This window comes from Polynucleobacter sp. QLW-P1DATA-2, from assembly GCF_001870365.1.
In the GTDB taxonomy this organism is placed as follows: Bacteria; Pseudomonadota; Gammaproteobacteria; order Burkholderiales; family Burkholderiaceae; genus Polynucleobacter.
In genome coordinates, this window is sequence record NZ_LZMQ01000003.1 from 884,974 (window position 1) to 909,685 (window position 24,712).

Consider the following 24,712-nt stretch of genomic DNA (forward strand, 5'->3'; position numbering starts at 1 on the left):
AATTTCTTAAATAGCTACCGGAGCTTTAATGTGGGGATGGGATTCGTAGCCCACGATTTCAAAGTCTTCAAATTCATAATCAAAAATAGAATCGGGTTTGCGCAAAATATTGAGCTTAGGCAGCGGGAAGAACTCTCTAGAGAGCTGGAGATCAACTTGCTCTAGGTGATTGCTATACAAGTGACAGTCACCACCAGTCCAAATAAAGTCACCCACTTCTAAATTACATTGTTGCGCCATCATATGAGTCAATAAGGCATAGCTGGCAATATTAAATGGCACGCCTAAGAAAATATCAGCGCTACGTTGATAGAGTTGGCAAGACAATTTGCCATCGGCAACATAAAACTGGAAGAAGGCATGACAAGGCGCTAAAGCCATGCGCGGAATATCGGCTACGTTCCATGCAGAAACGATAATGCGACGTGAGTCCGGATTCTTTTTAATGGTTTCTACAACTTCACTTATCTGATCAATGTGCTGACCGTTAGGTGCTGGCCATGAGCGCCACTGGTATCCATAAATTGGACCTAAATCGCCATCGGGAGCAGCCCATTCATTCCAAATGGAAACACCACGATCTTTGAGCCAATTGTTATCGGTACTGCCTTTGAGGAACCATAGCAATTCATAGATGATGGACTTGAGGTGCAGCTTTTTAGTGGTGACCATCGGAAAGCCATCCGCCAAGTTAAAGCGCATCTGGTGCCCAAACACGGAGATCGTGCCAGTTCCTGTCCTATCGGACTTTTGAACGCCTTTTGCAAGGACTTCTTTCATGAGATCGTGATATTGGCGCATAGAAAATTGGCTAAAAGTAAATGAACTTCTGTAAGGATAACTTACTCGGGTGAGGCTGGCTTTACCCCAAGCGCTTGATGAAGCTTGGGGGAGGTGGTGGTGTACTGCAATTGAATTTGCTTCTCTGGATTGAGGTATGCAGCAGCAGCAAAGGCAGCCAAAGCCGCCTCATGAAAGCCAGACAAAATGAGCTTCTTTTTGCCTGGGTAGGCATTAATATCACCTACGGCATAAATCCCCGGAATGCTAGTCTGAAATTTTTCGGTATCGACCACAATTTGCTTGCGATCAAGATCTAAACCCCAATTGGTAATCGGACCTAATTTAGGTGAAAGTCCAAAGAAGATCAAAAGATCATCTAGCGGTAATAGATTGGTATTACCATCAATATCGCTTACAAGGATTTCAGATAATCTATTGTCTTTACTTTCGTAGCCAGTAATTTGTCCGATCACTAGCTGAATTTTTCCAGTCGCGCAAAGTTCTCGCATCTTGGTGATTGATTGCGGCGCTGCTTTAAAGTCATCGCGGCGATGAATCAAGGTAACGCTAGCTGCTTTGTCTGCAAAATATAGAGTCCAATCGAGCGCAGAATCTCCGCCACCACAAATGACAATACGCTTTCCAGAAAATTGCTCTGGATGTTTGATGCGATAGAACACTTGTTTATCTACAAAGGCTTCAATGCCTTCTAAATCGAGTAAGCGGGGCTGAAAGGCGCCAACGCCAGCCGCAATAAATACTGTTTTAGCTAGGAAATGCAGATCTTGTGAGGTGCTGATTAGAAAGCGCCCATCGGCTTGCTGCTCAAGCCCTGTGACCTCTTGCCCTAAATGAAATTGCGGGCTAAATGGTGCAATTTGCTTGAGGAGATTGTTGGTGAGTTCGCGCCCAGTACAGACTGGAATCGCTGGAATGTCGTAGATGGGCTTATCTGGATAAAGCTCAATACATTGACCGCCTGCTTCAGGTAGCGAATCAATGACATGTGCTTTGATATCTAAAAGACCTAGCTCAAATACTTGGAATAGACCCACTGGGCCGGCGCCAATAATGACTGCGTCGGCAAGTGTGGGTGAGTGAAACACAAATCCTCTTTAGTAGTGTTGGTCTAGATGGCGACCGAACAAATTACTTTACAAGCTGATCAAGTTTGTTTTTGACATCTTTCCATTCGTCAGCATCTGGAAGTGCTGCCTTAGATTTGGTGATCGATGTCCATGAGGGAGACAACTCAGCATTGAGTTTGATGAAAGCTTGTTGATCTCCTGGTACGTCATCTTCTGCATAAATCGCATTGACTGGGCATTCTGGTACGCATACTGCGCAGTCGATACACTCATCAGGATCGATGACCAGGAAATTAGGACCTTCGCGAAAACAATCAACTGGGCAAACATCAACGCAGTCAGTGTATTTGCAGCGGATGCAGGATTCGGTAACAACGTAAGTCATGATGTTTAATCTAAAGAACCCCAAATTTGGGGTTGCTAAGTTATAAAAGCTCAATTTTAGCTGAAATAGCTCGATTTACTTGAGGTAAAGTTCCCCCTATGAATATCCAGACAAATACCCAAACTCAGGGCCAAAAGCCCAAAATCTTCGTCGCTAGAGCCATTTTTCCTGAGGCCTTGGCCAGATTGGAGCAATCCTTTGAGGTTCACTCAAACCAGGCGGATGAAATCTTTACTCCTGAGCAATTGCAAAAGGCCCTCTCTGGAGTTGCTGGAGCCCTAGTAACTGGTAGCGAACGAATTGATAGCGCTGCCTTGGCCAATGCGAAAGATCTAAAAATTGTCGCCAATATTTCGGTGGGCTATAACAACTTTGATGTGCCAGCGATTACAGCTGCTGGTGTGATGGCTAGCAATACACCAGATGTTCTTACTGACACCACTGCAGATTTTGGATTTGCATTGCTCATGGCTACTGCAAGGCGTATTACTGAGTCAGAGCATTGGGTAAGAAATGGCCATTGGGATAAGTGGTCGATTGTGAACAATCCTCTTGGGATGGATTTACATCACAGTACTATCGGCATTATTGGTATGGGTCGAATTGGTCAAGGCATTGCGAAGCGTGCGCTTGGTTTTGGTATGAACGTGATTTATCACAATCGCAGTCGTCTATCAGAGGCTGATGAACAATCGTGTGGTGCAAGCTATGTTTCAAAAGAAGAGTTGTTACGAACTGCTGATCATATTGTGCTCGTCTTACCCTATAGTGCTGAGAGCCACCATACCATTGGTGCAAAAGAAATTGCCTTGATGAAACCCTCTGCAACCCTTGTCAATATTGCGCGCGGTGGTATTGTGGATGATCTTGCCTTAGCTCAAGCACTTAAAGAGAAGAGAATTTTTGCTGCCGGATTGGATGTCTTTGAAGGCGAGCCCAAGGTTAATCCGGAGTTGCTTAAATTAAGTAATGTGGTGCTAGCCCCACATATTGCTAGCGCAACTGAAAAGACTCGCAGGGCTATGGTTGACTTGGCAATTGCTAATTTAAGAGCAGCGCTCGATGGTAAGAAACCACCAAGTCTGATTAATGTAGAAGTATTTAAGCCTTAGATCTTGATGTAAGGCATATCTGCAGGAATTAAAAAAGCCGAGAATTTCTCGGCTTTAATTTTTTCTACAGCATGAAGTATTAACTTATTCGGCGTCAATTTCTTCTGGAAGCTCACGCAGTGCTAATTCAATTCCACCAAATTTTTCTGCCACCCAGTTATACACTTTGCAGGCGAGCCAAAGTAAGCCAAAGCCTAGCAGTGCGTTCAGAATCAGAGCGGATAGGACGGTAAATCCTGGAATAGCACCATCCCGAATAAAGGCTACAAATAAAGCCAGCAAAACGATGGGTACAGAAAAACACAAGTAGACCAAGACTAAGGTTTTAGCTGTATGTGTTGGGTCTAGAAAGACGAGTTCTTTTTTGGTAAGTTTCATGATGACGCAATCTTAAAGCAGTCCATCAAAAAGCGCTATATCTACTAACTCGCCAGCAGCTATATTTCCTTGTTCGTGACCCAAGATAACAAAGCAATTTGCTTCACTCATTGAGCGCAAAATTCCAGCTCCTTGGCTGCCGGTCAGTCTCACGCTTGGCCTGCCCTGTGAGTCGCGACCCAAAATAGCGCGCTGGAATTCTGTACGACCGGGTTTTTTCCGAATGGCGGTTTCAGAAACAGCCTGAACTAGTGGGAGCTCAGTTTGGTTTGCTCCATTGAGCTGCAAAAGGGCGCTACGAACAAATTGATAGAAGGTCACCATAACAGCAACAGGGTTGCCTGGTAGACCAAAGAAAAGGGTTTTGCGAGCTGGAGATTTTCCGGGAACTGGTTTTAGGATGCCAAAAGCCATAGGGCGCCCAGGGCGCATTGCAATTTTCCAGAAGCCTACATCACCTAACTCTTGCATGATTTGCTTGGTGTAATCTGCTTCGCCAACTGAAACGCCACCAGAAGAGATCAAGACGTCTGCTTTGCTGGCTGCCTCAATAAATGCTTGCTTCAAAGATTCCGGGTCATCACGCACAATGCCGCAATCAATAATTTCTAGATCCAGTCGGTTCAGTAGACCAGTTAGGCTATAGCGATTGCTGTCATAAATGCTACCCGCATCTAGAGATTCCCCCAGAGAGCGAAGCTCGTCACCAGAAGACAAAATAGCCACTTTGAGTTTACGTTGCACCTTGAGAGTGGCAATACCAAGTGAAGCTGCTAAACCTAAATCGGAGGGACGCAGTAATCGACCAGCAGTAATGGCTGGTTTGCCTTTTTGTAAATCTTCACCCTTCAAACGGCGGTTCTCACCGGCCTTGAGTTGATCAGATGGAAAATGGATTGAGTCATCATCAATGGTGGTGAGCTCTTGCGGAATAACGGTGTCACAAGCGGTGGGCATTACTGCGCCAGTCATGATCTTCAGACACTGTCCAGGGCCGATCTTACCCTCGTAGGGCTTGCCAGCAAGGGCGGTGCCGACCACATCCAAATGAATCACTGGAGTGCTTAAATCTAGGCAACTCCCATGAAACGCATAACCATCCATTGCAGAGTTATCGGCAGCGGGTACATCGATTGGGGAGAGCAGATCTTCAGCTAGAACGCGATTAATCGCTTGGTCTAGAGAAACAATTTCAATATCTGCTGGATCATGAATAGCTGAAGATTCTTGCAGAAGTTCGCTAACTAAATTTGCAATTGCTTGACGCGCCTCATCCACATGCAATGAGGAGGTTAATAAGATGGGGCTATTGGGTGAGTGCTTCATGCTGAGAGCGCCTCTAAAGATTGCAATTCTTCCGGTGTATTGACGTTCGCAAATGCATTGTCTTCATCAAATACAACGGTGCTACTTTTTAATTCTTTAAACCAGCGATCAATCTTGAAGTCACCCTTCAACAGAAAGGCATTTAATGAATCTTGGACGTCAGTACGCATGAGAGAGAAAACAGGTTGAGACCAAATCTTGCCATCCGCTTCTTTGCTGGAGGCGTAAACCAACTGAAAGTCACCGCGCTCCAGTTCGCCAGCAAGCTTTAGGCCAAGATCGGTTGGTAGTAATGGTGAATCACATGGGGTGGTTAAGAGATAAGGGGTCTTGCAAGCCTTTAAGCCCACTGCAAAGCCTGCCAATGGTCCTGAGAAGTCTGGGGTTTCATCCATCATGACGGGATAGCCATAGGCTGCATATTTCGTAATGTTCCGATTGGCATTGATCACAATCGAGCCTACTTGAGCTTGAAGTCTGGAGATGGTTGATTCAATCAAGGGTTTTTGATGAAAGGGGATAAGACCTTTGTCGATGCCGCCCATGCGTTGTGCACGACCGCCTGCCAGTATTAGTCCGGTAATTTGCTCAGCTGAAATCATTAGCCACCGATGTAAGACATTTCGACCTTCCGGTTGCCTGTCGAAGGATTGGCGGTATGAGAGCCCCGAATTTCGGAGTAATGATCATCACGTCCGGACCAGGTATTCATAATCGCATTAGCAATTTCCAAATCACTATTGCCCGAGCGAAGTAAGGTTTTGAAATCAAAACCTTCATTTGCAAAAAGGCAGAGATACATCTGACCATCGGTTGAGATGCGAGCACGAGTACATTCATGGCAGAAAGTTTGTGTAACGCTAGAGATCACACCAATTTCACCGGATCCATCCGCATAGCGCCAGCGCTGAGCAACCTCTCCTGCGTAGTTTGGCTCCATTGACTCCAGTGGAAACACGGCATTGATTTGGGCAATCACTTCTTTGGAGGGAAGAACCTCAGACATGTTCCAGCCGTTAGAGCTACCAACATCCATAAATTCGATAAAACGCAGAATGATGCCACTACCTTTAAAGTGCTTGGCCATGGAAACAATCTCGTGATCGTTCGTTCCTTTTTTAACAACCATATTCACTTTGATGTTCTCAAAGCCTGCCTCTTGAGCGGCAACGATGCCATCAAGGACATCGCTTACTGGAAAATCAACATCATTCATTTTCTTGAAGATTTCATCATTCAATCCATCAAGACTGACAGTGAGTCTATGTAAGCCAGCCGCTTTGAGTGCGCTCGCTTTCTTGCGCAGAATGCTGCCGTTGGTAGTTAGAGTTAGGTCTAAGGGCTGCCCTGTCGGAGTGCGCACTGCTGCCAGCATCTCGATGAGAACTTCTAAGTTTTTTCGCAACAACGGTTCGCCACCGGTGAGACGAATTTTCTCAACACCTAGCGTGGAGAAGATGGTGGTGAGGCGAGTAATTTCTTCAAAGCTCAATAATTCTTTATGAGCAAGATAAGGATAGTCTTGATTGAATACTTCCTTGGGCATGCAATAGGTGCAGCGGAAATTGCAACGGTCCGTTACAGAGATGCGTAGATCTCGTAAAGAGCGACCGCGCTGATCTTGAGTGCGATCATGGGGCGCAAGCAGTTGCTCGTGAATAGACGGCGTAAGGCCTTTGCCTTCATCGATACGAATGGGAATCACTTTGGGGATTGCTTTTTCAACCATATTTGCAATTATGGCTGTGAAACGGGGTTTCTGCCAAACCGCCCAATATCCTTTTGGGATAAAAGGCGGTCTGGAGAAAAAGCTGTAAGGCTTAAACCGTTTTTTCTTGGCCGCCGGTTTCTACTAACACCATTGGGCCTTCAGGTAGGGTTGCGGCTGGCTTAGGTGTTCTACCCAAGTTATGCGCAACAGGCTCAGCCTGAATTTGGGTTTGCGCTTCTGCATGTTTGGAAGCATCGGTTGCAACCCAAATCATTCCAGCAGATTGCACAACGCTATGCAATGGAGTTTCTTCAAGCGCTTGGAAGGCAACCTTAGGAAGTTCTGGTGCAGGTTTAGTAATGACTTCAACCGTAGCAGCGGCAACTACAGCGACAGGCGCTGACGTTTGTGCTGCAGGAGTAGCAGTTTGTGCAGGACGATTTGACTGGCGTGGAGCGCGTGGTGCTCTTTCTTGCCTTTCCTGTTTCTCAGCAACAGGTTTTGCATTACCAAAACTATTCACAATGTTTTGAATCGGCATCGATGCAGATGCACCACCCATGCCTACAGGAGGTCCAGCAAAAGGGCTAGCTGAAGGGGCGGCAGTAGCTACAGAAGTTACATCGCCGTTTTCAGTACGCTCACCACGTTCGTTTCTATTGCGACCACGACCACGACGATTGCGACCACGACCACGACGCTCTTCGCCTTCCGCGCTTGGCGCTGCTTCGCTACCAGGAGACGCCTCAGTTGCCGGTGTTACAGCAGCAGGATTGGCTTGACGTTCAGGCTTTGGACCATTTTGGTTGCCTTGATTGCGATTGCCGTTACGGTTGTTACGGTTACCGTTGCGATTGTTGTTGCCTTCAGTGGTTGTACCTTCGGCTGCATTAGCTACCGGACGTTCTGTACGCTCACCGTTACGTTCACCGCGGCGATTGCGGCCACGATTGCGATCACCACCATTGCCATTGCGGCCTTGGTTACGACCACGGTTGTTGTTAGGCGCTGGCTTCTCTTCTACTGCTGGAGAAGATGAGAAGAGTTTCTTAATAAATCCAAAGAAACCACCGGAGCTTTCGGTCGCTACTTTTTCAGTGCGTGCAGGGCGTGGCTGGCTGACTGGCGCAGGCTGAGTTGGCGTAATGCCTTTCACTGCAGCTTCTGGGCGAACCCTCACATCAGCATCTTTTTTACTTACAGTGGTGTCGGTTTCCAATTCACGCGCAGCCTCTTCAGCCATAACGTAGCTTGCTTTTTGATCGTCCAAACGAGGATCGTCATGACGCAAACGCTCCAGCTTGTAATGTGGAGTTTCTAAATGCTTATTTGGAACCATCAAGACATTCACCTTGAAGCGAGTCTCAATCTTGATTACTTCAGCACGCTTTTCATTCAAGAGGAATGCAGCCACTTCGACTGGAACCTGTGTATGAATCGCGGCTGTGTTCTCTTTCATTGCCTCTTCTTGAATAATGCGCAGAACTTGCAATGCAGAAGACTCGGTATCGCGAATGTGACCTGTGCCGTTACAGCGTGGGCAAGTCACATGGCTACCTTCAGATAAGGCAGGGCGTAAACGTTGGCGTGACATTTCCATCAGGCCAAACTTGGAGATCTTGCCCATTTGAACGCGAGCACGGTCATGACGCAAAGCATCGCGCAAACGATTCTCAACATCTTTCTGAGCCTTGCTCGATTCCATATCAATGAAGTCGATCACGATTAAGCCACCCAAGTCACGTAAACGTGCTTGACGGGCGATTTCATCAGCAGCTTCTAAGTTAGTGCGGGTAGCAGTCTCTTCAATGTCAGAACCACGGGTAGCGCGAGCAGAGTTGACGTCCACAGAAACTAAGGCTTCAGTGTGGTCAATCACGATGGCGCCGCCAGATGGCAATGGCACAGTACGTGAGTACGCGGTTTCAATTTGGTGCTCAATTTGGAAACGAGAGAACAAAGGCACATCATCTTGATAGCGCTTTACTCGTGGCAAATTATCTGGCATCACTACTGACATAAATGCAGCAGCTTGTTCATAGATGTCATCGGTATCGATGAGAATCTCGCCGATATCGGGTTGGAAGTAATCGCGGATTGCGCGGATCACTAAACTAGATTCGAGATAAATTAAGAGTGGAGCTGAATTACCTTTAGCAGCTTCGTCAATCGCTTTCCACAATTGCATCAGATAACTTAAATCCCATTGCAATTCAGTAGCGTCACGACCAATACCAGCGGTGCGAGCAATGATGCTCATACCGTCAGGCACTTCTAATTGGGACATAGCTTCACGCAGCTCTTGACGGTCTTCGCCCTCAATGCGGCGGGAAACGCCTCCTCCGCGTGGGTTATTTGGCATCAATACCAAATAACGGCCAGCCAGGGAGACGAAAGAGGTAAGGGCAGCGCCTTTTTGGCCACGCTCTTCTTTTTCTACCTGAACAATGATTTCTTGACCTTCGCGCAGGGCATCCTTAATGGAAGCGTTGCGAACATCGATACCTTCTTTGAAATAAGTTCTGGCAACTTCTTTAAATGGCAAGAAGCCATGACGCTCTTCACCGTAGTTGACAAAGCAAGCCTCTAGTGAAGGCTCAATACGGGTGATAACACCTTTGTAGATATTGCCTTTGCGTTGTTCACGGCCGGCAGCTTCGATATCGATATCAATGAGTTTTTGACCATCAACGATGGCAACTCGCAACTCTTCTTGTTGAGTTGCATTAAACAACATGCGTTTCATAACACTCTCCTATGGGGGAGGTTGTCGTTGCGCGCTGCGTTAGGGATCAGTTCGATACCGCACAGGACGGTGCCTATAGCGGAATTTGAGTGTGGATCATGCAAATCTAAGCACTTTTTGCCTAGTTCACCCAGTTAACTGTTGGTTAAATCGGTGCCACACTTGACGATCGCCGCAGAGACCTCCTTTAGGTCATCAATGCAGGCGCGCGCCTGAAAACTGTCTTCTAATCGCGGGTCGCGGCATACGGCACACCAACCCTGCGCCTCATTACAACGGGGGAGGGGCAACCCCGGGAGTCTTTTAAAGGGCGACTCCAAGCTCCACGATTCAAACCTGACTTCAGGTTGGTCTCGGGCCAATAAATTGGCTAGAGCGTTGATTATACGGCACAAGTTGAATGACAATGGGGTATTGTTGAGTCCCTTGTCGTCCCAGAACGAGGCGATAAGAGAGATAAATCATGAAATCAGACCCAGTATCCAAGCCCTTAACGGTAAAAACGCCCACACCGCCAGCAGTCCATTTGCAGACGATTGGTCCGGAAGAGGCTGGCCAGCGTCTGGATAACTACTTGCTGCGTTGGGCCAAAGGCGTCCCCAAAAGCCACGTTTACCGAATTATTCGCTCTGGTGAGGTGCGGGTGAATAAAAAGCGGGCCGAACCAACCACCCGCCTAATTGAGGGTGATGTTGTCCGAGTTCCCCCGGTCCGAATTGCTGAGCCAGCTCAAATGGCAGCGGTCAATACTGCCCAGACCAAATCCCGTGCCAGGGGCTATTCCGACAAAATGCCCATTCTTTTTGAAGATGAGGCCTTATTAATAGTAGATAAACCTCCTGGCTTAGCAGTCCATGGCGGATCTGGAATTGCCTTGGGGGTTATCGAAACATTGCGCATTACGCGTCCAGAGCTCAAATTCTTAGAATTAGTGCATCGTTTGGATCGCGATACTTCTGGGGTATTGCTCCTTGCTAAAAAGCGCAGCGCCTTGGTGGAGTTGCATCGCCAAATCCGCGAAGGTCAAACCGATAAGCGTTACTACTTACTTGCCCATGGTGAAATTCAACAAGGTGCGCAAGTGATGCAGCTCAAATACCCATTACATAAATACTTATTGGCTAATGGGGAGCGCCGTGTACGCGTTGACCCAGAAGGCTTGCCCAGCCACACTGCTTTGCGCGTCACACAAACGATGAAGCGCGATGATGTTGCAATTACTTTGGCTGAGGCTCAACTTAAAACGGGGCGCACTCATCAGATTCGGGTACATCTGCAAAAATTAGGGCATGCCATTTTGGGCGATGATAAATATGGCTTTGAAGATCAAGATAAGCTCATTAAGTCTAAAAGACTTTATCTGCATGCCCACTTAGCAGGCTTTACCCATCCCCGCACTGGCGAGAAGATACGCATTGAGTCACCGCTGCCAGCTGAGTTTGCAGCGATGATGAAGGGCTTTGAAAAAACTGAATCGTAATATCCATGACTCAAATAGATAAAGCAGATCGCCGTTATGACCTGATTGTGTGGGATTGGGATGGAACCATCATGGATTCCACGCCAACGATCGTGTATTGCATTCAACAGGCTTGCCGAGACTTAGGATTCAAAGAGCCTGATGACACTTTGGCTAGTTCCGTTATTGGCTTGGGGATACAGGACTCTTTACGAAGAGCGGTGCCTTGGATTGAGCCCGCCCACTTTCCTAAATTGACGGACCGCTTTCGATATCACTATTTAGCAAAAGATCACGAACTCGATTTATTTGTAGGCATTCGGGAGCTCTTAGAAAAATTAAGAGCCGATCAATATCTGTTGGGAGTCGCAACAGGAAAATCTAGAGTGGGGCTGGATCGCTCCTTAAAGCATCATCAAATTGGCCATCTCTTTCATGAGACGAAAACGGCCGACGAATCTTTTTCCAAGCCGCATCCAGGGATGCTGCTAGAGTTATCCGATATTACGCAAGTTCCTACGCGTCGCATGCTGATGATTGGTGATACTACTCATGATCTGGATATGGCCGCTAACGCAGGTGTAGATGCGGTCGCAGTCACTTATGGCGCGCATCCACCAGACGCCTTAAAGACTTCACCGTCATTAGCGCATGTGGATGACGTACCGCAGCTTGCGCAATGGCTTAAAGAAAATTTATCAGCCTGATTTGAAATTTCAATAGCAATTTAATGAGCAATACTGAGGAATCGAGATGGAAAATAATCCAACCCCCAATTGGGAACGTCAAGCGCTAGAGCATTTACTTCTAGAGAATCTAAAAGAGACTCGTAAAGCGCGTCGCTGGAAAGCGGTGTTGCGTGTTTTGACTTTGCTGGTCATCGTCGGAGTCGTTCTATCCGTATTTGATTTTCATCTGCCTGGGCGACGGTATGAGTACTGAAAAACATACTGCCATGGTGACTTTGGAGGGCGAGATCTCTTCAAGCTCTATGGCTAATGCTATGGACATTAACTCATCATTGGTCTCGGCGTTTGAGAATGAAAATAGTGCTGGGGTAGTCTTGCGTATCAATAGTCCAGGCGGTTCACCAGTGCAGGCAGGAATGATTAATGATGAAATTCATCGTTTGCGCAAACTCTATCCCAAGAAACCATTCTATGTAGTCGTGGAAGATATTTGCGCTTCAGGTGGCTACTACGTTGCAGTAGCAGCAGATCAAATTTTGGTAGATAAAGCCAGCTTGGTGGGATCTATTGGCGTGATCATGGAAGGCTTTGGATTTACTGGCTTGATGGATAAGTTGGGTGTGACTCGTCGCATGATTACAGCAGGCTCTAATAAGGGCATGCTAGATCCCTTTAGCAAGGAAGAGCCAAGGCAAGTAGAAATGGTCAAGACCATGATTGATGAAATTCATCAGCAATTTATTCAGGTGGTTAAAGAAGGTCGTGGTACACGTTTAAAGGATGTGCCAGATCTTTTCTCTGGCCGGATTTGGAATGGTGAGCAAGCTGTCAAACTGGGCTTAGTAGATGGTTACGGCACCGTCGATTCGGTAGCGCGCGATATCTTTAAGGCGCCAGAAGTACTTGACTACACCATGAAAGAAAACTTTGCGGAGCGCGTTGCTAAACGCTTTGGTGCAGAAGCGGGCGCGGCAGCTGGCAAAGCGTTGGTGAAGACACCAGACCTTAAATAAGAAGATTAAATCAGCGAGAAACTCAAAAGAGTCCCTCATCTAGGCCAATAGTAGAAATACCGTTGGCCTATTTTGTAGTGGCGCGCAGGCCGCTTCATTTGGATAGCGCTTGCGCCAGTCTGCAATCGATAGGGTGGTAATCATTTCAGATTGAAGACTGAGATCAACGCCAAGACATAAAAGTGTTTGAGGTGCTAATGAATTCATGCAAGCCATTAGCATTGCGGTGTTGCGATAAGGAGTCTCAATCCAAATTTGGGTTTGCTGTAATTTTCGAGACTCAAGCTCTATTTGCTTGAGCTTGGCACTGCGCTCATGCGTGTCATGCGGTAAATAGCCCTGAAAAGCAAAGCGTTGACCATTGAGGCCGCTGGCCATCAGGCCCAATAAAATGGAGCTTGGACCAACCAAGGGCTTCACCTGAGCCCCCAGTTTGTGCGCAGCAAGAACCAATTCAGCGCCTGGATCGGCAACGCCTGGAACACCTGCTTCAGACATGAGGCCCATGTCATTTCCAGCAAGTAATGGTTTTAATAAATCGGCTGGCTTCACCGAGTCGCCATACTTCGCATTACGCGCAGCACCACGCCACTCGCTCATTTTCATTTCTTGAATCGTGCAAGCCAATGGTGAGATGCTATCAACCGCTTTTAATAAAGCGCGTGCCGTTTTTGCATCTTCCACAATCCAGTGTTTGAGCTTGGCTGTGCAAGTAATCGTTTCACTTGGCAAGACCCAAGGTAGCTGCTCGGTCCGGGCATCATCACCTAAGGTATTGGGAACTAAATAGAGTGTGCCGAGCTTTGCCATAAATTATTTCTTTGATGGAATTACAAAACCAGCATCACGCAGCAAGCCCGTTAGAGCAATGAGTGGCAAGCCGATAAGAGCAGTTGGGTCATCGCTCTTGATGGATTCAAGTAGGCTGATGCCGAGACCTTCTGACTTAGCGCTACCTGCACAGTCGTAAGGCTCTTCAGTAAGCAAATAGCTTTCCAATACTTCATCTGAGAGTTTGCGAAATGTGACTTCGGTCGGCACGCTCAAGGTAGTTTGTACATCACCCTTCATTAAACATAGCGCTGTATGGAAGGTGACTGTTTGGCCGCGCATGAGTTGAAGTTGTGCCATCGCTCTTTCAAAATTACCGGGCTTACCAATTGCAGCACCGCAAAGATCGGCCACTTGATCGGAGCCAATCACCCAAGCATTCGGGTGCTGTTTAGCAACAGCAGTCGCTTTTGCGTGTGCAAGTCGTAGCGCTAAATCGAAAGTGCTCTCGCCGGTGAGAGGTGTCTCATCTACTTTTGGGGAGATCACTTCAAACGGAATGCGCAGACGCTTTAGCAGCTTTCTTCGATATACCGAAGTAGACCCCAATATCAAAATTGGGTTTTGAGGCGAATTGGTTGAGTTACTCATTGATGCTGACTTTCTTGGATGCCTTGATTTAGACTGATGCCATGAATCGTAATCAAGTTTTACCTCAAGTTCAGTTATCGGCGGATCCGAGCGCTTTAAAGCGAGTCGATTTCTGTGCCCCACAATCCTATAAGGGTGCTGGTTTTTTAAGCATCTCAGACCTTCCTAGATTGGCTGAAGAAGCATCAACGGTTGTTTCGGGAGATGGATTTCATTGGGAGCTAGAGACCCATTTTGAAGATTCCCCGGGTGCGGAGCCTCGCCAAATCCTCAATTTGGGCCTAGAAGGGCGTCTTCACCTCATTTGTCAGCGCTGTTTACAGGATTGTGCGATCGATTTAGATGAAAAGCGCCGCTTTATCCTCGTTACCACCGAGGAAGAGGCTGAGGACTTTCCTCTTGAGGATGAAGAGCAGGAGCCTTTGGTCGTAAGCCAGCAATTTAACCTTCTAGAAACCATTGAGGACGAGGTTTTGCTCTCTATCCCCTTGATTCCAAAGCATCCTGAGGGCTTTTGCGAACCCCACGCCTCTGTTTTTGGGGTGGAGGACGATGAAGAGGCGCCTGTAGAGCGGGAAAATCCCTTTAACATATTGAAAAATATGAAGAAAAACTGAAAAGTCAGCCTTTGTAGTGATTGTTGTTCAGAGTACCCTTGATCGATAAATCAAGCATTTAGACGCTTTTCCATGCTAGAATATCGCCTTGCTTAGGAGTTCAATATGGCCGTTCAACAAAACAAAAAATCACCTTCCAAACGTGGCATGCACCGTGCGCACGACTTTTTGACCGCACCTGCTACGGCTGTTGAAGCCACAACTGGTGAGGCTCATTTGCGCCACCACATTTCACCAAACGGCTACTACCGTGGTCGTAAAGTTGTTAAAACTAAAAACGACTAATTTTTTAGTCTAAACAGATAGAAGCGGCTCAAGTTAAGGCCGCTTTTTTCTTGGATAAATCAATTGCAGCAATCAATTAGTTTATGAGCGTAACTCTTGCTATTGATGCCATGGGCGGAGATCATGGAGTCGTCGTGACGGTTCCTGCCGCCTGCGATTTTCTGGAAAAACATCCTGATGTCAAGATTGCTCTAGTAGGCGATCCCGAGTTGATCAAGCAAGTCTTGAGCAAATCCCCCAAAGCTCCGATGGAGCGCATTCAAATTATTGCAGCGAGCGAAGTGGTATTGATGGATGACCCCATTGAGGTTGCTTTGCGTCGCAAAAAAGATTCTTCTATGCGGGTTGCCATTGAGCAAGTGAAAGAAGGCGCTGCTGATGCGGTGATCTCTTCCGGTAATACTGGCGCGCTCATGGCGATCTCTCGCTACATCTTAAAAACTCTCGAAGGCGTTGATCGCCCTGCGATTGCTACTGCCATCCCCAATGAATTAGGACGTGGCACAACCATGTTGGATCTTGGTGCTAATGCCGACTGTGAGCCAATGCATTTGGTTCAGTTTGCACAAATGGCAAACGTGATGGTGCAGGTGGTGGATGGTAAACAAAACCCTTCGATCGGCCTTCTCAATATTGGTGAAGAGGTGATCAAAGGTAACGAGGTAGTGAAGCAAACAAGTGAGTTATTGCGTCAGACCAATTTAAACTTTTACGGCAACGTCGAAGGTAACGACATCTTTAAAGGCACTACTGATATTGTGGTGTGTGATGGTTTTGTGGGTAATGTTGTTTTGAAAGCTAGCGAAGGTTTGGCAAAAATGATGAGCGGCCTCATTCGTGAAGAATTTAATCGCTCCATCTTGACCAAATTGATGGCTATTTGTGCGATGGTGCCTTTGTTGCGTGTTCGCAAACGCGTTGATCATCGTCGCTATAACGGTGCTGTATTGTTAGGTTTACGCGGTTGCGTAATTAAGAGCCATGGCTCTGCTGATCGTTTTGGATTTGGCTTTGCCTTAGATCGTGCGTATGAAGCAGCGAAAAACCGCATGGTCGAAAGAATTGCCGCAGCCTTTGTGGCGGAGACAAAAGAATGAGTATTTTTGCAAGAGTGGCTGGAACGGGTAGCTACCTACCTGCACAACGATTAACCAACCATGATTTAGTTGAGCGTCTCGCTAAATCGGGTTTGGAGACTAGTGATGAGTGGATTACTACTCGCAGCGGTATTTCTGCGCGTCACTTTGCTGCAGAAAATGAACTCACCAGTGATCTTGCTGTGAAAGCAGCGCAATCAGCCTTAAGCAGTGCTGGCATCACTTCAGGAGACTTGGACCTCATCATTCTGTCAACCTCTACACCTGATCACTTGGGTGGTTTTCCAAGTACCGCCTGTGTGGTGCAAGATAAATTGGGTGCCCACACTAACTGTGCTGCATTTGATGTGCAAGCAGTTTGTGCAGGTTTTACTTATGCGCTTGCTACAGCGGACGCATTTATCCGTTGTGGGTCGTATAAAAAAGTATTGGTGATTGGCGCAGAAACATTCTCTCGTATCTTAGATTTTCAAGATCGTGGCACTTGTGTGCTGTTCGGTGATGGTGCTGGAGCAGTAGTGCTAGAGGCTTCAAGTGAGCCTGGTATTTTGTCTACCGCATTACATGCTGATGGTAGTCAACGCGATATTTTATGTGTTCCTGGGCGTGCTGGTAACGGTTCAGTACACGGCTCCCCGTTTATGACCATGGATGGTCCGGCAGTATTTAAGTTGGCCGTGAAGGTCTTAGAGCAAGTGGCGCATGAGGTTTTGGAAAAAGCCAATCTCAAGCCAGAGCAAATTGATTGGTTAGTGCCACATCAAGCAAATATCCGCATCATGGAAGGCACCGCTAAAAAGATGGGTATGTCGATGGATAAGGTCATCGTTACTGTGCATGAGCATGGCAATACTTCCGCCGCATCTATTCCACTGGCTTTAGATGCGGGTGTTCGTTCCGGTCAAATTCAACGAGGCCAGCATCTCTTGTTAGAGGGTGTTGGTGGCGGCTTTGCGTGGGGAGCAGTTGCTCTAAAGTATTAATTCAGTATCAATGTGCATTCATCCTATTTTTATTTTTAGTAAATTAATCTCATGACATTTGCATTCGTATTCCCAGGCCAAGGCTCTCAATCGGTTGGTATGCTCAATTCGATTTCTGAGCGCCCCGAAGTTCTCGCAACCTTGCAAGAGGCTTCTGATGCTTTAGGTGAGGATGTCGCAAAACTGATTGCTGAAGGGCCTGCAGAGGCATTGTCTTTGACAACCAATACACAGCCAGTCATGTTGACTGCTGCAGTCGCTTTTTATCGGGCTTGGTTAGCAGCTGGCGGTAGCGCTCCAAAAGTCATGGCAGGCCATAGTCTTGGCGAGTATTCTGCTTTGGTTGCAGCAGGTGTGATCTCATTTAAAGATGCCGTTCCTTTAGTGCGCTTTCGTGCAGAGGCAATGCAAACAGCAGTACCAGTAGGTACTGGTGGCATGGCGGCTATTCTTGGCCTAGACGATGCAGCCGTAATCCAGGTCTGTGCTGAAGCAAGCCTTGCATCGGGCGGAGTAGTTGAGGCAGTCAATTTCAATGCGCCTGGTCAAGTGGTGATTGCCGGTGCAAGTGAAGCGGTCACTAAAGCCTGTGAACTCTTAAAAGTAGCTGGCGCAAAACGGGCATTGCCACTACCAGTTTCCGCACCATTTCATTCTTCTTTATTACAGCCAGCCTCTGAAAAGCTGAAGGGCTACTTGGCGAATATCGAATTTAAAGCGCCAATAATTTCCGTGATTAACAACGTTGATGTGGAAATCTTGAGTGACCCGATTGCCATTAAGGATGCATTAGTGCGTCAAGCATCTAAACCTGTGCGCTGGCAAGAAACAATTCAAGCAATGGCTGCGCAAGGTGTGACTCAAGTGGTGGAGTGTGGTCCCGGCAAAGTATTGGCTGGACTTACGAAGCGTATTAATGATCAAGTTACTGGAGTGCCAGTATTTGATGAGGCTAGCTTGAATGAAGTGCTCGCCAGCCTGAAATAAAACTATCGATATAGCGGAAGATAAATATGAATCTCGACTTAAGTGGACAAATTGCCTTGGTTACAGGTGCCTCTCGCGGTATTGGTCAGGCGATTGCAGATGAGTTAGTCAAGTGCGGGGCCAAGGTGATTGGTACTGCAACCTCGGAGAGCGGTGCCAAAGCAATTGATGAGAGATTGAAAGCTTCCGGCGGCGCTGGTTTGGTTTTGAATGTCACTGCACCGAATGCTTGCGAAGAAATCATCGATCACATTGTCAAAGAGTATGGTGGCATCAATATCTTGGTGAACAACGCTGGCATCACACGTGACAACTTAGCAATGCGCATGAAGTCTGAAGAGTGGACTGATGTGATTGATACCAATTTGAGCTCTGTGTTCCGATTGTCTCAAGCTGTTTTGCGCCCTATGATGAAGGTAAAAGGTGGGCGCATTATCAATATCACTTCAATCGTAGGACATATGGGTAACGCTGGGCAGTTGAATTACGCTGCTGCAAAAGCGGGTGTTTCAGGTATGACTCGAGCTTTGGCTCGTGAAATTGGTAGCCGCAATATCACTGTTAACTGTGTGGCGCCTGGCTTTATTGATACGGATATGACACGCGCTTTGAGTGAAGAACAGCAAAATGCACTAAAAGTGAACATTCCTTTGGCTCGCTTAGGTAGCCCTGAAGATGTAGCCCAGGCGGTGGCCTTTTTGGCCTCCCCAGCCGCTGCTTACATTACCGGTAATACCCTACACGTCAATGGCGGACTCTATTTAGCCTAACGGCAAAGCAAGGATTTAGTCATTTTTAGGCGAATTTGCTAATTCGGTCCGCCAAACTGATAAAATCCTTCCATCGTTTTTTACAACCCCTGGGGAAATTAATGGACAACATCGAACAACGCGTTAAGAAAATCGTCGCTGAGCAATTAGGCGTCGCCGAAGGAGATATCAAGAATGAATCTTCTTTTGTGAACGACTTAGGCGCTGACTCTCTTGACACTGTTGAGCTGGTTATGGCTTTGGAAGATGAATTCGGCATCGAGATTCCTGATGAGGAAGCTGAAAAGATCACCACAGTTCAGCTCGCGATCGACTTCGCACAATCAAAAGCTCAGGGTTAATTCCCTAGTCTAGGTATTACTGTGTCAGTATCAAACGGCCGACGCCGGGTAGTAGTCACCGGCCTTGGTCTTATCTCACCTGTTGGTAATTCAGTTGACGTAGCTTGGTCCAATTTGCTCGCGGGCAAATCGGGCATTGCTACGATCACTAAGTTTGACCATACACCACTGAGCGTTCATTTCGCTGGTGAGGTCAAAGATTTCAATGTCGAAGAATATGTTTCTGCCAAAGAAGCGCGCCACATGGATACCTTTATCCATTTCGGTATCGCTGCGGGCACGCAAGCGATTCGTGACAGCGGTCTAGAAATTACCGAGCAAAACGCCGAGCGTGTTGGTGTGATGGTTGGCTCCGGCATTGGCGGTTTGCCAATGATTGAAGAGACTGGCGCCGAGCTTCTGGCTCGTGGCCCTCGTCGTATTTCACCATTCTTCGTTCCAGGCTCCATCATCAATATGATCTCTGGTCATCTCAGTATTTTGTTTGGCCTTAAAGGTCCAAACGTTGCTGCAGTGACCGCATGCACTACTGGATTGCACAGCATTGGTTTGGCTGCGCGTTTAATTCAGTATGGCGATGCGGATGTGATGGTTGCTGGCGGTGCTGAATCTACTATTTCTGCATTAGGTGTTGGTGGCTTTGCTTCTGCAAGAGCGCTATCTACTCGCAATGACGATCCTGCCACTGCTTCACGTCCTTGGGATAAAGACCGTGATGGTTTTGTTCTTGGTGAAGGTGCTGGCGTAGTGGTGCTAGAAGAGTACGAGCACGCTAAGGCGCGCGGTGCAAAAATTTATTGCGAGCTCCTTGGCTTTGGCATGAGTGGTGATGCGTATCACATGACCGCACCAAATATGGATGGTCCACGTCGCTGCATGGTCAATGCAATGCGCGATGCTAAATTAAATCCAGATCAAATTCAGTATTTGAATGCTCACGGTACTTCTACGCCTTTGGGTGACAAGAACGAAACCGAAGCGATCAAAGCAGCCCTTGGCGATCATGCTAAGAAGGCTCTTATCAACTCCACTAAGTCCATGACAGGTCACCTTTTGGGTGGTGCTGGAGGCTTGGAGTCAGTTTTCACGATTCTGGCTCTCCATAACCAGAAATCACCACCAACCATCAATATCTTCAATCAAGACCCAGAGTGTGATTTGGACTACTGCGCCAATACTGCCCGGGATGTGAAGATTGAGCATGCGGTCAAAAACAACTTTGGCTTTGGTGGTACTAACGGCACCTTGATTTTTGGTAAGCTGACCTAATATTCTCTTTATCTCCATTTTTTGGTTTTTACCAAGTAGGTCGATAGCATTATGAAAAAGCACTTTATTGCGCTCTTGGCTATTTTGAGTCTGGGCCAGCCTTTATTTATTCCTGTTGCATTGGCGGAAAGCCCTCGGGTAAGCATCCCAGATTTTGCGGATTTAGTTGAGCGCGCAAGTCCTGCGGTAGTTAATATCCGCACCACCGAAAAAGTCATGGTTCAACAGCAAGGCGGAATTCCAGGTCTTCCTGAAGATCAAGCAGAATTTTTCCGTCGCTTCTTTGGTGTTCCTATTCCCGGTATTCCCAATGGTCCAAAGCAAGTGCAGCCTGCACCAGGAAAACCACAAGAAGCTGATCGTGGTGTCGGCTCAGGATTCATTATTGAATCGAACGGTTTGATTCTCACGAATGCGCACGTGGTTGAGGGCGCGACAACTATTTATGTCACCTTAACGGATAAGCGCGAATTCAAAGCTAAGTTATTAGGCATGGATAAACGGACGGATGTAGCGGTTGTCAAAATTGATGCGCGTGATTTACCAAGACTACCTTTAGGTGACTCATCTAGAGTACGAGTAGGTGAGTGGGTTCTGGCAATTGGCTCTCCATTTGGTCTTGAGAACACGGTGACGGCGGGCATTGTCTCCGCTAAGAGTCGCGACACTGGGGACTATTTACCCTTTATTCAGACTGACGTTGCCGTCAATCCAGGCAACTCTGGCGGACCCTTGCTCAATACTGCTGGGCAGGTGATTGGCATCAACTCCCAAATCTTTAGTCGCTCTGGTGGCTACATGGGAATCTCATTTGCAATTCCAATTGATGAAGCGATGCGTGTTGCTGATCAGTTGCGTACGAATGGAAAAATGACACGTGGCCGTATTGGTGTTGCTTTAGGTGAAATGACTAAAGAGGTTGCTGAGAGCTTAGGCTTGGGTAAACCTCGTGGCGCATATGTGCGTAATGTTGATGCTGGTGGGCCCGCAGCAGCTGGAGGCATTGAAGCTGGTGATGTAATTCTGACTTTCAATGGGCATGACATTACCAAAGCAACTGACCTGCCTAGGGTGGTTGGGGATACTAAGCCTGGCACAACAGTGCAAGTTCAGGTATGGCGTAAAGGTGGCACGCGCGATTTGGCTGTCACTGTTACGGACGGCGAATCTTCTCAAGTGGCGAATAAGAAATCCGATGTTCCTGCGGCCAGTGTTTCCTCGGCCAATATATTTGGGGTTAATGTCAGCGAACTATCGGATGCCAAAAAGAAGGATTTGAATATTAAGGGTGGGGTTGAGGTCACAGGCCTGAGCGACGGTCCTTTAGCTCGGGCTGGCGTTCGTCCAGGCGATGTCATTATTCGGGTGGCAGATGCTGATATTTCAGGGGTAAAGCAGTTTGAGGCCCTAGTTAAAGGCCTTGATGCCAATAAGGCTGTTCCGGTCTTTATACGCCGTGCCGACAGTACTTTGGTCATCCCTGTAAGGCCAAAATAAGCCCTTTTTAGGCCAAAAAATGGGGTTTGGTGCCTTTTGGGCGCCACCCATTACAATCCTCTTAAGACGACTTTTTGCAGCGCATCATTGTGGTGCGTTCTGACAAGGCGTTTTCTTGAATGACTTATTAAGACGCTATGGATTTAATCCGCAATTTTTCTATCATCGCCCACATTGATCACGGCAAATCCACGCTCGCTGATCGCATTATTCAACATTGCGGCGGTCTCTCTGATCGCGAAATGGAAGCTCAAGTTCTCGATTCAATGGATATTGAACGTGAACGTGGCATCACCATTAAAGCCCAAACAGCAGCGTTAAATTACAAAGCTAAAGATGGCAAGATTTATAACCTCAATCTGATTGATACCCCAGGACACGTCGACTTCTCTTATGAAGTCAGTCGCTCTTTATCTGCTTGCGAAGGTGCTTTGTTGGTAGTGGATGCAAGTCAAGGCGTTGAAGCACAAACAGTTGCTAACTGCTACATGGCCCTAGAGTTGGGTGTTGAGGTTGTGCCGGTACTCAATAAGATCGACTTGCCTCAAGCTGATCCTGAGCGTGCAAAAAAAGAAATTGAAGATGTCATTGGTATTGATGCATCCGAAGCGGTCACATGCTCAGCTAAAACAGGCCTGGGAGTTGTTGATGTCATCGAAGAGATGATTGCTAGAGTTCCTCCGCCAAAAGGCAATGCAGCGGACCCATTGCAATGTCTCATCATTGACTCTTGGTTTGACAACTACGTAGGCGTTGTTATGCTGGTGCGGGTTGTCAATGGGACCTTAAAGCCTAAAGAAAAAATTACCTTAATGGCCAATGGTTCAAGCCATTTAGTTGAACACGTAGGCGTGTTTAGTCCAAAGTCAGTAGACCGCCCTGAGTTATCTGCTGGTCAGGTTGGTTTTGTCATTGCTGGTATTAAAGAATTAAAAGCTGCGAAGGTGGGCGATACCGTTACACATTCTCCAGGACAGCAAGGGCGAGTTCCTGCTAGTGAGCCGCTACCTGGTTTTAAAGAGGTGAAGCCACAAGTGTTTGCTGGTTTATATCCGGTTGAATCGAGTGAATACGATCAGCTGCGTGAATCACTGGAAAAACTTCAGCTCAATGATGCTTCACTCTTATACGAGCCAGAAGTATCTCAGGCCCTTGGTTTTGGTTTCCGATGTGGCTTCTTAGGTTTGCTTCACATGGAGATTGTGCAAGAGCGCTTAGAGCGCCAGTACGACATGAATCTCATCACTACCGCTCCAACGGTGGTGTACCAGGTTGAGCAATCTGATGGGTCTGTGATCTTAGTAGACAATCCCTCCAAGATGCCAGAGGCTAGCAAGATCAATACGATTCTTGAACCTATCGTGACAGTGAATTTGTATATGCCCCAGGAGTACGTGGGCGCGATTATTACTTTGTGTGTTGGTAAGCGTGGCATTCAGATGGATATGAACTACCTAGGTCGCCAGGTCAAGCTCACCTATGAATTGCCGATGGCCGAGATTGTTTTGGACTTTTTTGACAAAATGAAATCCATTTCACGCGGTTACGCTTCAATGGATTATGAGTTCAAAGAATATCGTCCAGCAGACGTGGTGAAGGTGGATATCCTGATTAATAGCGAGCGGGTTGACGCGCTTTCTGTAATTGTGCACAGAAGCAATAGTCAACATCGCGGTCGTGAAGTAGTTGCTAAGATGCGCGGCATTATTCCGCGTCAGATGTTTGATGTGGCCATTCAGGCGGCAATTGGTAGCAATATTGTTGCCCGTGAAAACGTGAAAGCATTGCGTAAGAACGTCTTGGCAAAGTGTTACGGTGGTGATATCTCTCGTAAACGCAAGTTATTAGAGAAGCAAAAAGAAGGTAAGAAACGTATGAAGCAAGTTGGAAACGTGGAGATTCCACAAGAAGCCTTCTTGGCTATTTTGCAGGTAGAAGATTAATGAACTTCGCTCTCATTCTCTTTATTCTGGTGATTGTTTCTGGTATTGCATGGCTTGCCGATAAGTTGTACTTTGCGCCTCAACGCAAACTGGCTGGTATCGATCGCATGCCTTTATGGCTGGAATACACCGCAGGATTTTTCCCGGTGATTTGCACAGTCTTCGTATTGCGCTCTTTCATTGTTGAGCCCTTCAAGATTCCATCGGGCTCCATGATCCCCACATTGCAGATTGGCGACTTTATTTTGGTAAATAAATTCACCTATGGCATTCGTTTGCCAGTCCTCAATCAAAAGGTAGTGGATTTAGGATCTCCGAAACGGGGCGATGTGATTGTGTTCCGTTACCCACGAGACGAGTCTGTGGATTACATCAAGCGCGTAGTGGCTTTGCCTGGTGATGTCATTGCTTATGAAGACAAACGTTTGACCATCAACGGTCAGCCTTTGCAATATAGCGGTGGCGAGCCCTATCTCGATCCTGAGAATATGCGTTACGCCAAACGCTATACAGAAACTTTCCCAACAGATTTGGGCGGTAATCGTCATGAGATTCTGAATGATCCTGATCGTCCTGCAACAGTATTTCCGACTGAGCGTTTTCCAGGCGCTGAGTTTTGCCAATACCAACCATCTGGTTTAACTTGCAAGGTTCCTGCAGGGCATTACTTTGCCATGGGGGATAACCGTGATAACAGTGCTGATTCTCGTTATTGGGGGTTTGTGCCCGACAAGAATATTGTGGGTAGAGCATTCTTTGTCTGGCTCAACCTGGGTAATCTAGGCCGTATTGGCGGCTTTCAGTAAAAAAT

At 47.1% G+C, this 24,712-nt stretch carries 24 protein-coding genes and 1 pseudogene; 15 read left to right on the top strand and 10 right to left on the bottom strand.

Features of this window, described 5'->3' with window-relative positions; translation table 11 throughout:
- Positions 1-6: 6 nt before the first annotated feature.
- From A9236_RS07190 to fdxA, 3 genes are read right to left on the bottom strand one after another with little or no spacing between them, the layout of a single operon-like run.
- Complete coding sequence (locus A9236_RS07190; protein ID WP_071464717.1) at positions 7-801, bottom strand: thymidylate synthase; 795 nt, start codon at positions 799-801, stop codon at positions 7-9.
- A 41-nt stretch (positions 802-842) separates the two neighbouring features.
- Positions 843-1,889, bottom strand: coding sequence for an NAD(P)/FAD-dependent oxidoreductase (locus A9236_RS07195; RefSeq protein WP_071464718.1), 1,047 nt, complete (start codon positions 1,887-1,889; stop codon positions 843-845).
- 43 nt (positions 1,890-1,932) lie between these two features.
- On the bottom strand, positions 1,933-2,256 hold the full coding sequence (gene fdxA, locus A9236_RS07200; RefSeq protein WP_071464719.1) for a ferredoxin FdxA: 324 nt from the start codon (positions 2,254-2,256) through the stop codon (positions 1,933-1,935).
- A 98-nt stretch (positions 2,257-2,354) separates the two neighbouring features.
- Between fdxA and A9236_RS07205 the strand changes: the two genes are divergently transcribed.
- Positions 2,355-3,368, top strand: a complete 1,014-nt coding sequence (locus A9236_RS07205) for a D-glycerate dehydrogenase (RefSeq protein ID WP_071464720.1) — start codon at positions 2,355-2,357, stop codon at positions 3,366-3,368.
- 84 nt (positions 3,369-3,452) lie between these two features.
- Here A9236_RS07205 and A9236_RS07210 read toward each other — a convergent pair whose 3' ends face one another.
- The 5 genes from A9236_RS07210 to A9236_RS07230 form a co-directional block, all read right to left on the bottom strand.
- The gene (locus tag A9236_RS07210) at positions 3,453-3,746 is read right to left on the bottom strand and encodes a hypothetical protein (protein ID WP_071464721.1); all 294 of its coding nucleotides are present in this window, start codon (positions 3,744-3,746) and stop codon (positions 3,453-3,455) included.
- 12 nt (positions 3,747-3,758) lie between these two features.
- Complete coding sequence (glp, locus tag A9236_RS07215; protein WP_071464722.1) at positions 3,759-5,072, bottom strand: gephyrin-like molybdotransferase Glp; 1,314 nt, start codon at positions 5,070-5,072, stop codon at positions 3,759-3,761.
- On the bottom strand, positions 5,069-5,674 hold the full coding sequence (mobA, locus tag A9236_RS07220) for a molybdenum cofactor guanylyltransferase MobA (protein WP_071464723.1): 606 nt from the start codon (positions 5,672-5,674) through the stop codon (positions 5,069-5,071). Before mobA ends, glp begins: the two co-directional genes overlap by 4 nt.
- The gene (gene moaA / locus A9236_RS07225; protein ID WP_071464724.1) at positions 5,674-6,801 is read right to left on the bottom strand and encodes a GTP 3',8-cyclase MoaA; all 1,128 of its coding nucleotides are present in this window, start codon (positions 6,799-6,801) and stop codon (positions 5,674-5,676) included. Before moaA ends, mobA begins: the two co-directional genes overlap by 1 nt.
- A 91-nt stretch (positions 6,802-6,892) precedes the next feature.
- A complete protein-coding gene (locus A9236_RS07230; RefSeq protein ID WP_071464725.1) occupies positions 6,893-9,529 on the bottom strand; it encodes an Rne/Rng family ribonuclease in 2,637 nt (878 codons plus the stop codon).
- 463 nt (positions 9,530-9,992) lie between these two features.
- Between A9236_RS07230 and A9236_RS07235 the strand changes: the two genes are divergently transcribed.
- From A9236_RS07235 to sppA, 3 genes and pseudogenes are all read left to right on the top strand, one after another.
- Positions 9,993-11,009, top strand: a complete 1,017-nt coding sequence (locus A9236_RS07235) for an RluA family pseudouridine synthase (RefSeq protein WP_071464726.1) — start codon at positions 9,993-9,995, stop codon at positions 11,007-11,009.
- A gap of 5 nt (positions 11,010-11,014) precedes the next feature.
- Complete coding sequence (locus A9236_RS07240; protein WP_071464727.1) at positions 11,015-11,695, top strand: HAD-IA family hydrolase; 681 nt, start codon at positions 11,015-11,017, stop codon at positions 11,693-11,695.
- 46 nt (positions 11,696-11,741) lie between these two features.
- Positions 11,742-12,690 (top strand): annotated as a pseudogene (gene sppA / locus A9236_RS07245) (signal peptide peptidase SppA).
- 39 nt (positions 12,691-12,729) lie between these two features.
- Here the strand turns inward: sppA and A9236_RS07250 are convergent.
- Together A9236_RS07250 and A9236_RS07255 are read right to left on the bottom strand one after the other, a co-directional pair.
- Positions 12,730-13,500, bottom strand: coding sequence for an SAM-dependent methyltransferase (locus A9236_RS07250; RefSeq protein ID WP_071464729.1), 771 nt, complete (start codon positions 13,498-13,500; stop codon positions 12,730-12,732).
- Positions 13,501-13,503: 3 nt separating this feature from the next.
- Positions 13,504-14,112, bottom strand: coding sequence for a Maf family nucleotide pyrophosphatase (locus A9236_RS07255; protein ID WP_071464730.1), 609 nt, complete (start codon positions 14,110-14,112; stop codon positions 13,504-13,506).
- A gap of 41 nt (positions 14,113-14,153) precedes the next feature.
- On the opposite strand from A9236_RS07255, the gene A9236_RS07260 reads away from it, so the two are divergent.
- From A9236_RS07260 to lepB, 11 genes are all read left to right on the top strand, one after another.
- Complete coding sequence (locus A9236_RS07260; protein WP_071464731.1) at positions 14,154-14,729, top strand: YceD family protein; 576 nt, start codon at positions 14,154-14,156, stop codon at positions 14,727-14,729.
- 105 nt (positions 14,730-14,834) lie between these two features.
- Positions 14,835-15,014 (top strand): 50S ribosomal protein L32, encoded by a 180-nt coding sequence (gene rpmF, locus A9236_RS07265; RefSeq protein WP_011902241.1) that lies wholly within the window; start codon positions 14,835-14,837, stop codon positions 15,012-15,014.
- Positions 15,015-15,097: 83 nt separating this feature from the next.
- Positions 15,098-16,111 carry a phosphate acyltransferase PlsX gene (gene plsX, locus A9236_RS07270; RefSeq protein ID WP_071464732.1) on the top strand — a complete coding sequence of 338 codons (1,014 nt, stop codon included), beginning with the start codon at positions 15,098-15,100 and terminating at the stop codon, positions 16,109-16,111.
- On the top strand, positions 16,108-17,094 hold the full coding sequence (locus A9236_RS07275; RefSeq protein ID WP_071464733.1) for a beta-ketoacyl-ACP synthase III: 987 nt from the start codon (positions 16,108-16,110) through the stop codon (positions 17,092-17,094). The genes plsX and A9236_RS07275 overlap by 4 nt, the downstream gene beginning before the upstream one ends.
- A gap of 51 nt (positions 17,095-17,145) precedes the next feature.
- Positions 17,146-18,081 (top strand): ACP S-malonyltransferase, encoded by a 936-nt coding sequence (fabD, locus tag A9236_RS07280; RefSeq protein WP_071464734.1) that lies wholly within the window; start codon positions 17,146-17,148, stop codon positions 18,079-18,081.
- A 26-nt stretch (positions 18,082-18,107) separates the two neighbouring features.
- Positions 18,108-18,851, top strand: coding sequence for a 3-oxoacyl-ACP reductase FabG (gene fabG / locus A9236_RS07285; protein WP_071464735.1), 744 nt, complete (start codon positions 18,108-18,110; stop codon positions 18,849-18,851).
- 101 nt (positions 18,852-18,952) lie between these two features.
- The gene (acpP, locus tag A9236_RS07290) at positions 18,953-19,192 is read left to right on the top strand and encodes an acyl carrier protein (RefSeq protein WP_071464736.1); all 240 of its coding nucleotides are present in this window, start codon (positions 18,953-18,955) and stop codon (positions 19,190-19,192) included.
- Between the two features lie 21 nt (positions 19,193-19,213).
- Positions 19,214-20,461 (top strand): beta-ketoacyl-ACP synthase II, encoded by a 1,248-nt coding sequence (fabF, locus tag A9236_RS07295; RefSeq protein ID WP_071464737.1) that lies wholly within the window; start codon positions 19,214-19,216, stop codon positions 20,459-20,461.
- 51 nt (positions 20,462-20,512) lie between these two features.
- Positions 20,513-21,958 (top strand): Do family serine endopeptidase, encoded by a 1,446-nt coding sequence (locus tag A9236_RS07300; RefSeq protein ID WP_071464738.1) that lies wholly within the window; start codon positions 20,513-20,515, stop codon positions 21,956-21,958.
- 137 nt (positions 21,959-22,095) lie between these two features.
- Positions 22,096-23,901, top strand: coding sequence for a translation elongation factor 4 (gene lepA / locus A9236_RS07305; RefSeq protein WP_071464739.1), 1,806 nt, complete (start codon positions 22,096-22,098; stop codon positions 23,899-23,901).
- Entirely contained in the window at positions 23,901-24,707 is an 807-nt protein-coding gene (gene lepB / locus A9236_RS07310) for a signal peptidase I (RefSeq protein WP_071464740.1), read from the top strand. The genes lepA and lepB overlap by 1 nt, the downstream gene beginning before the upstream one ends.
- Positions 24,708-24,712 lie beyond the last annotated feature (5 nt).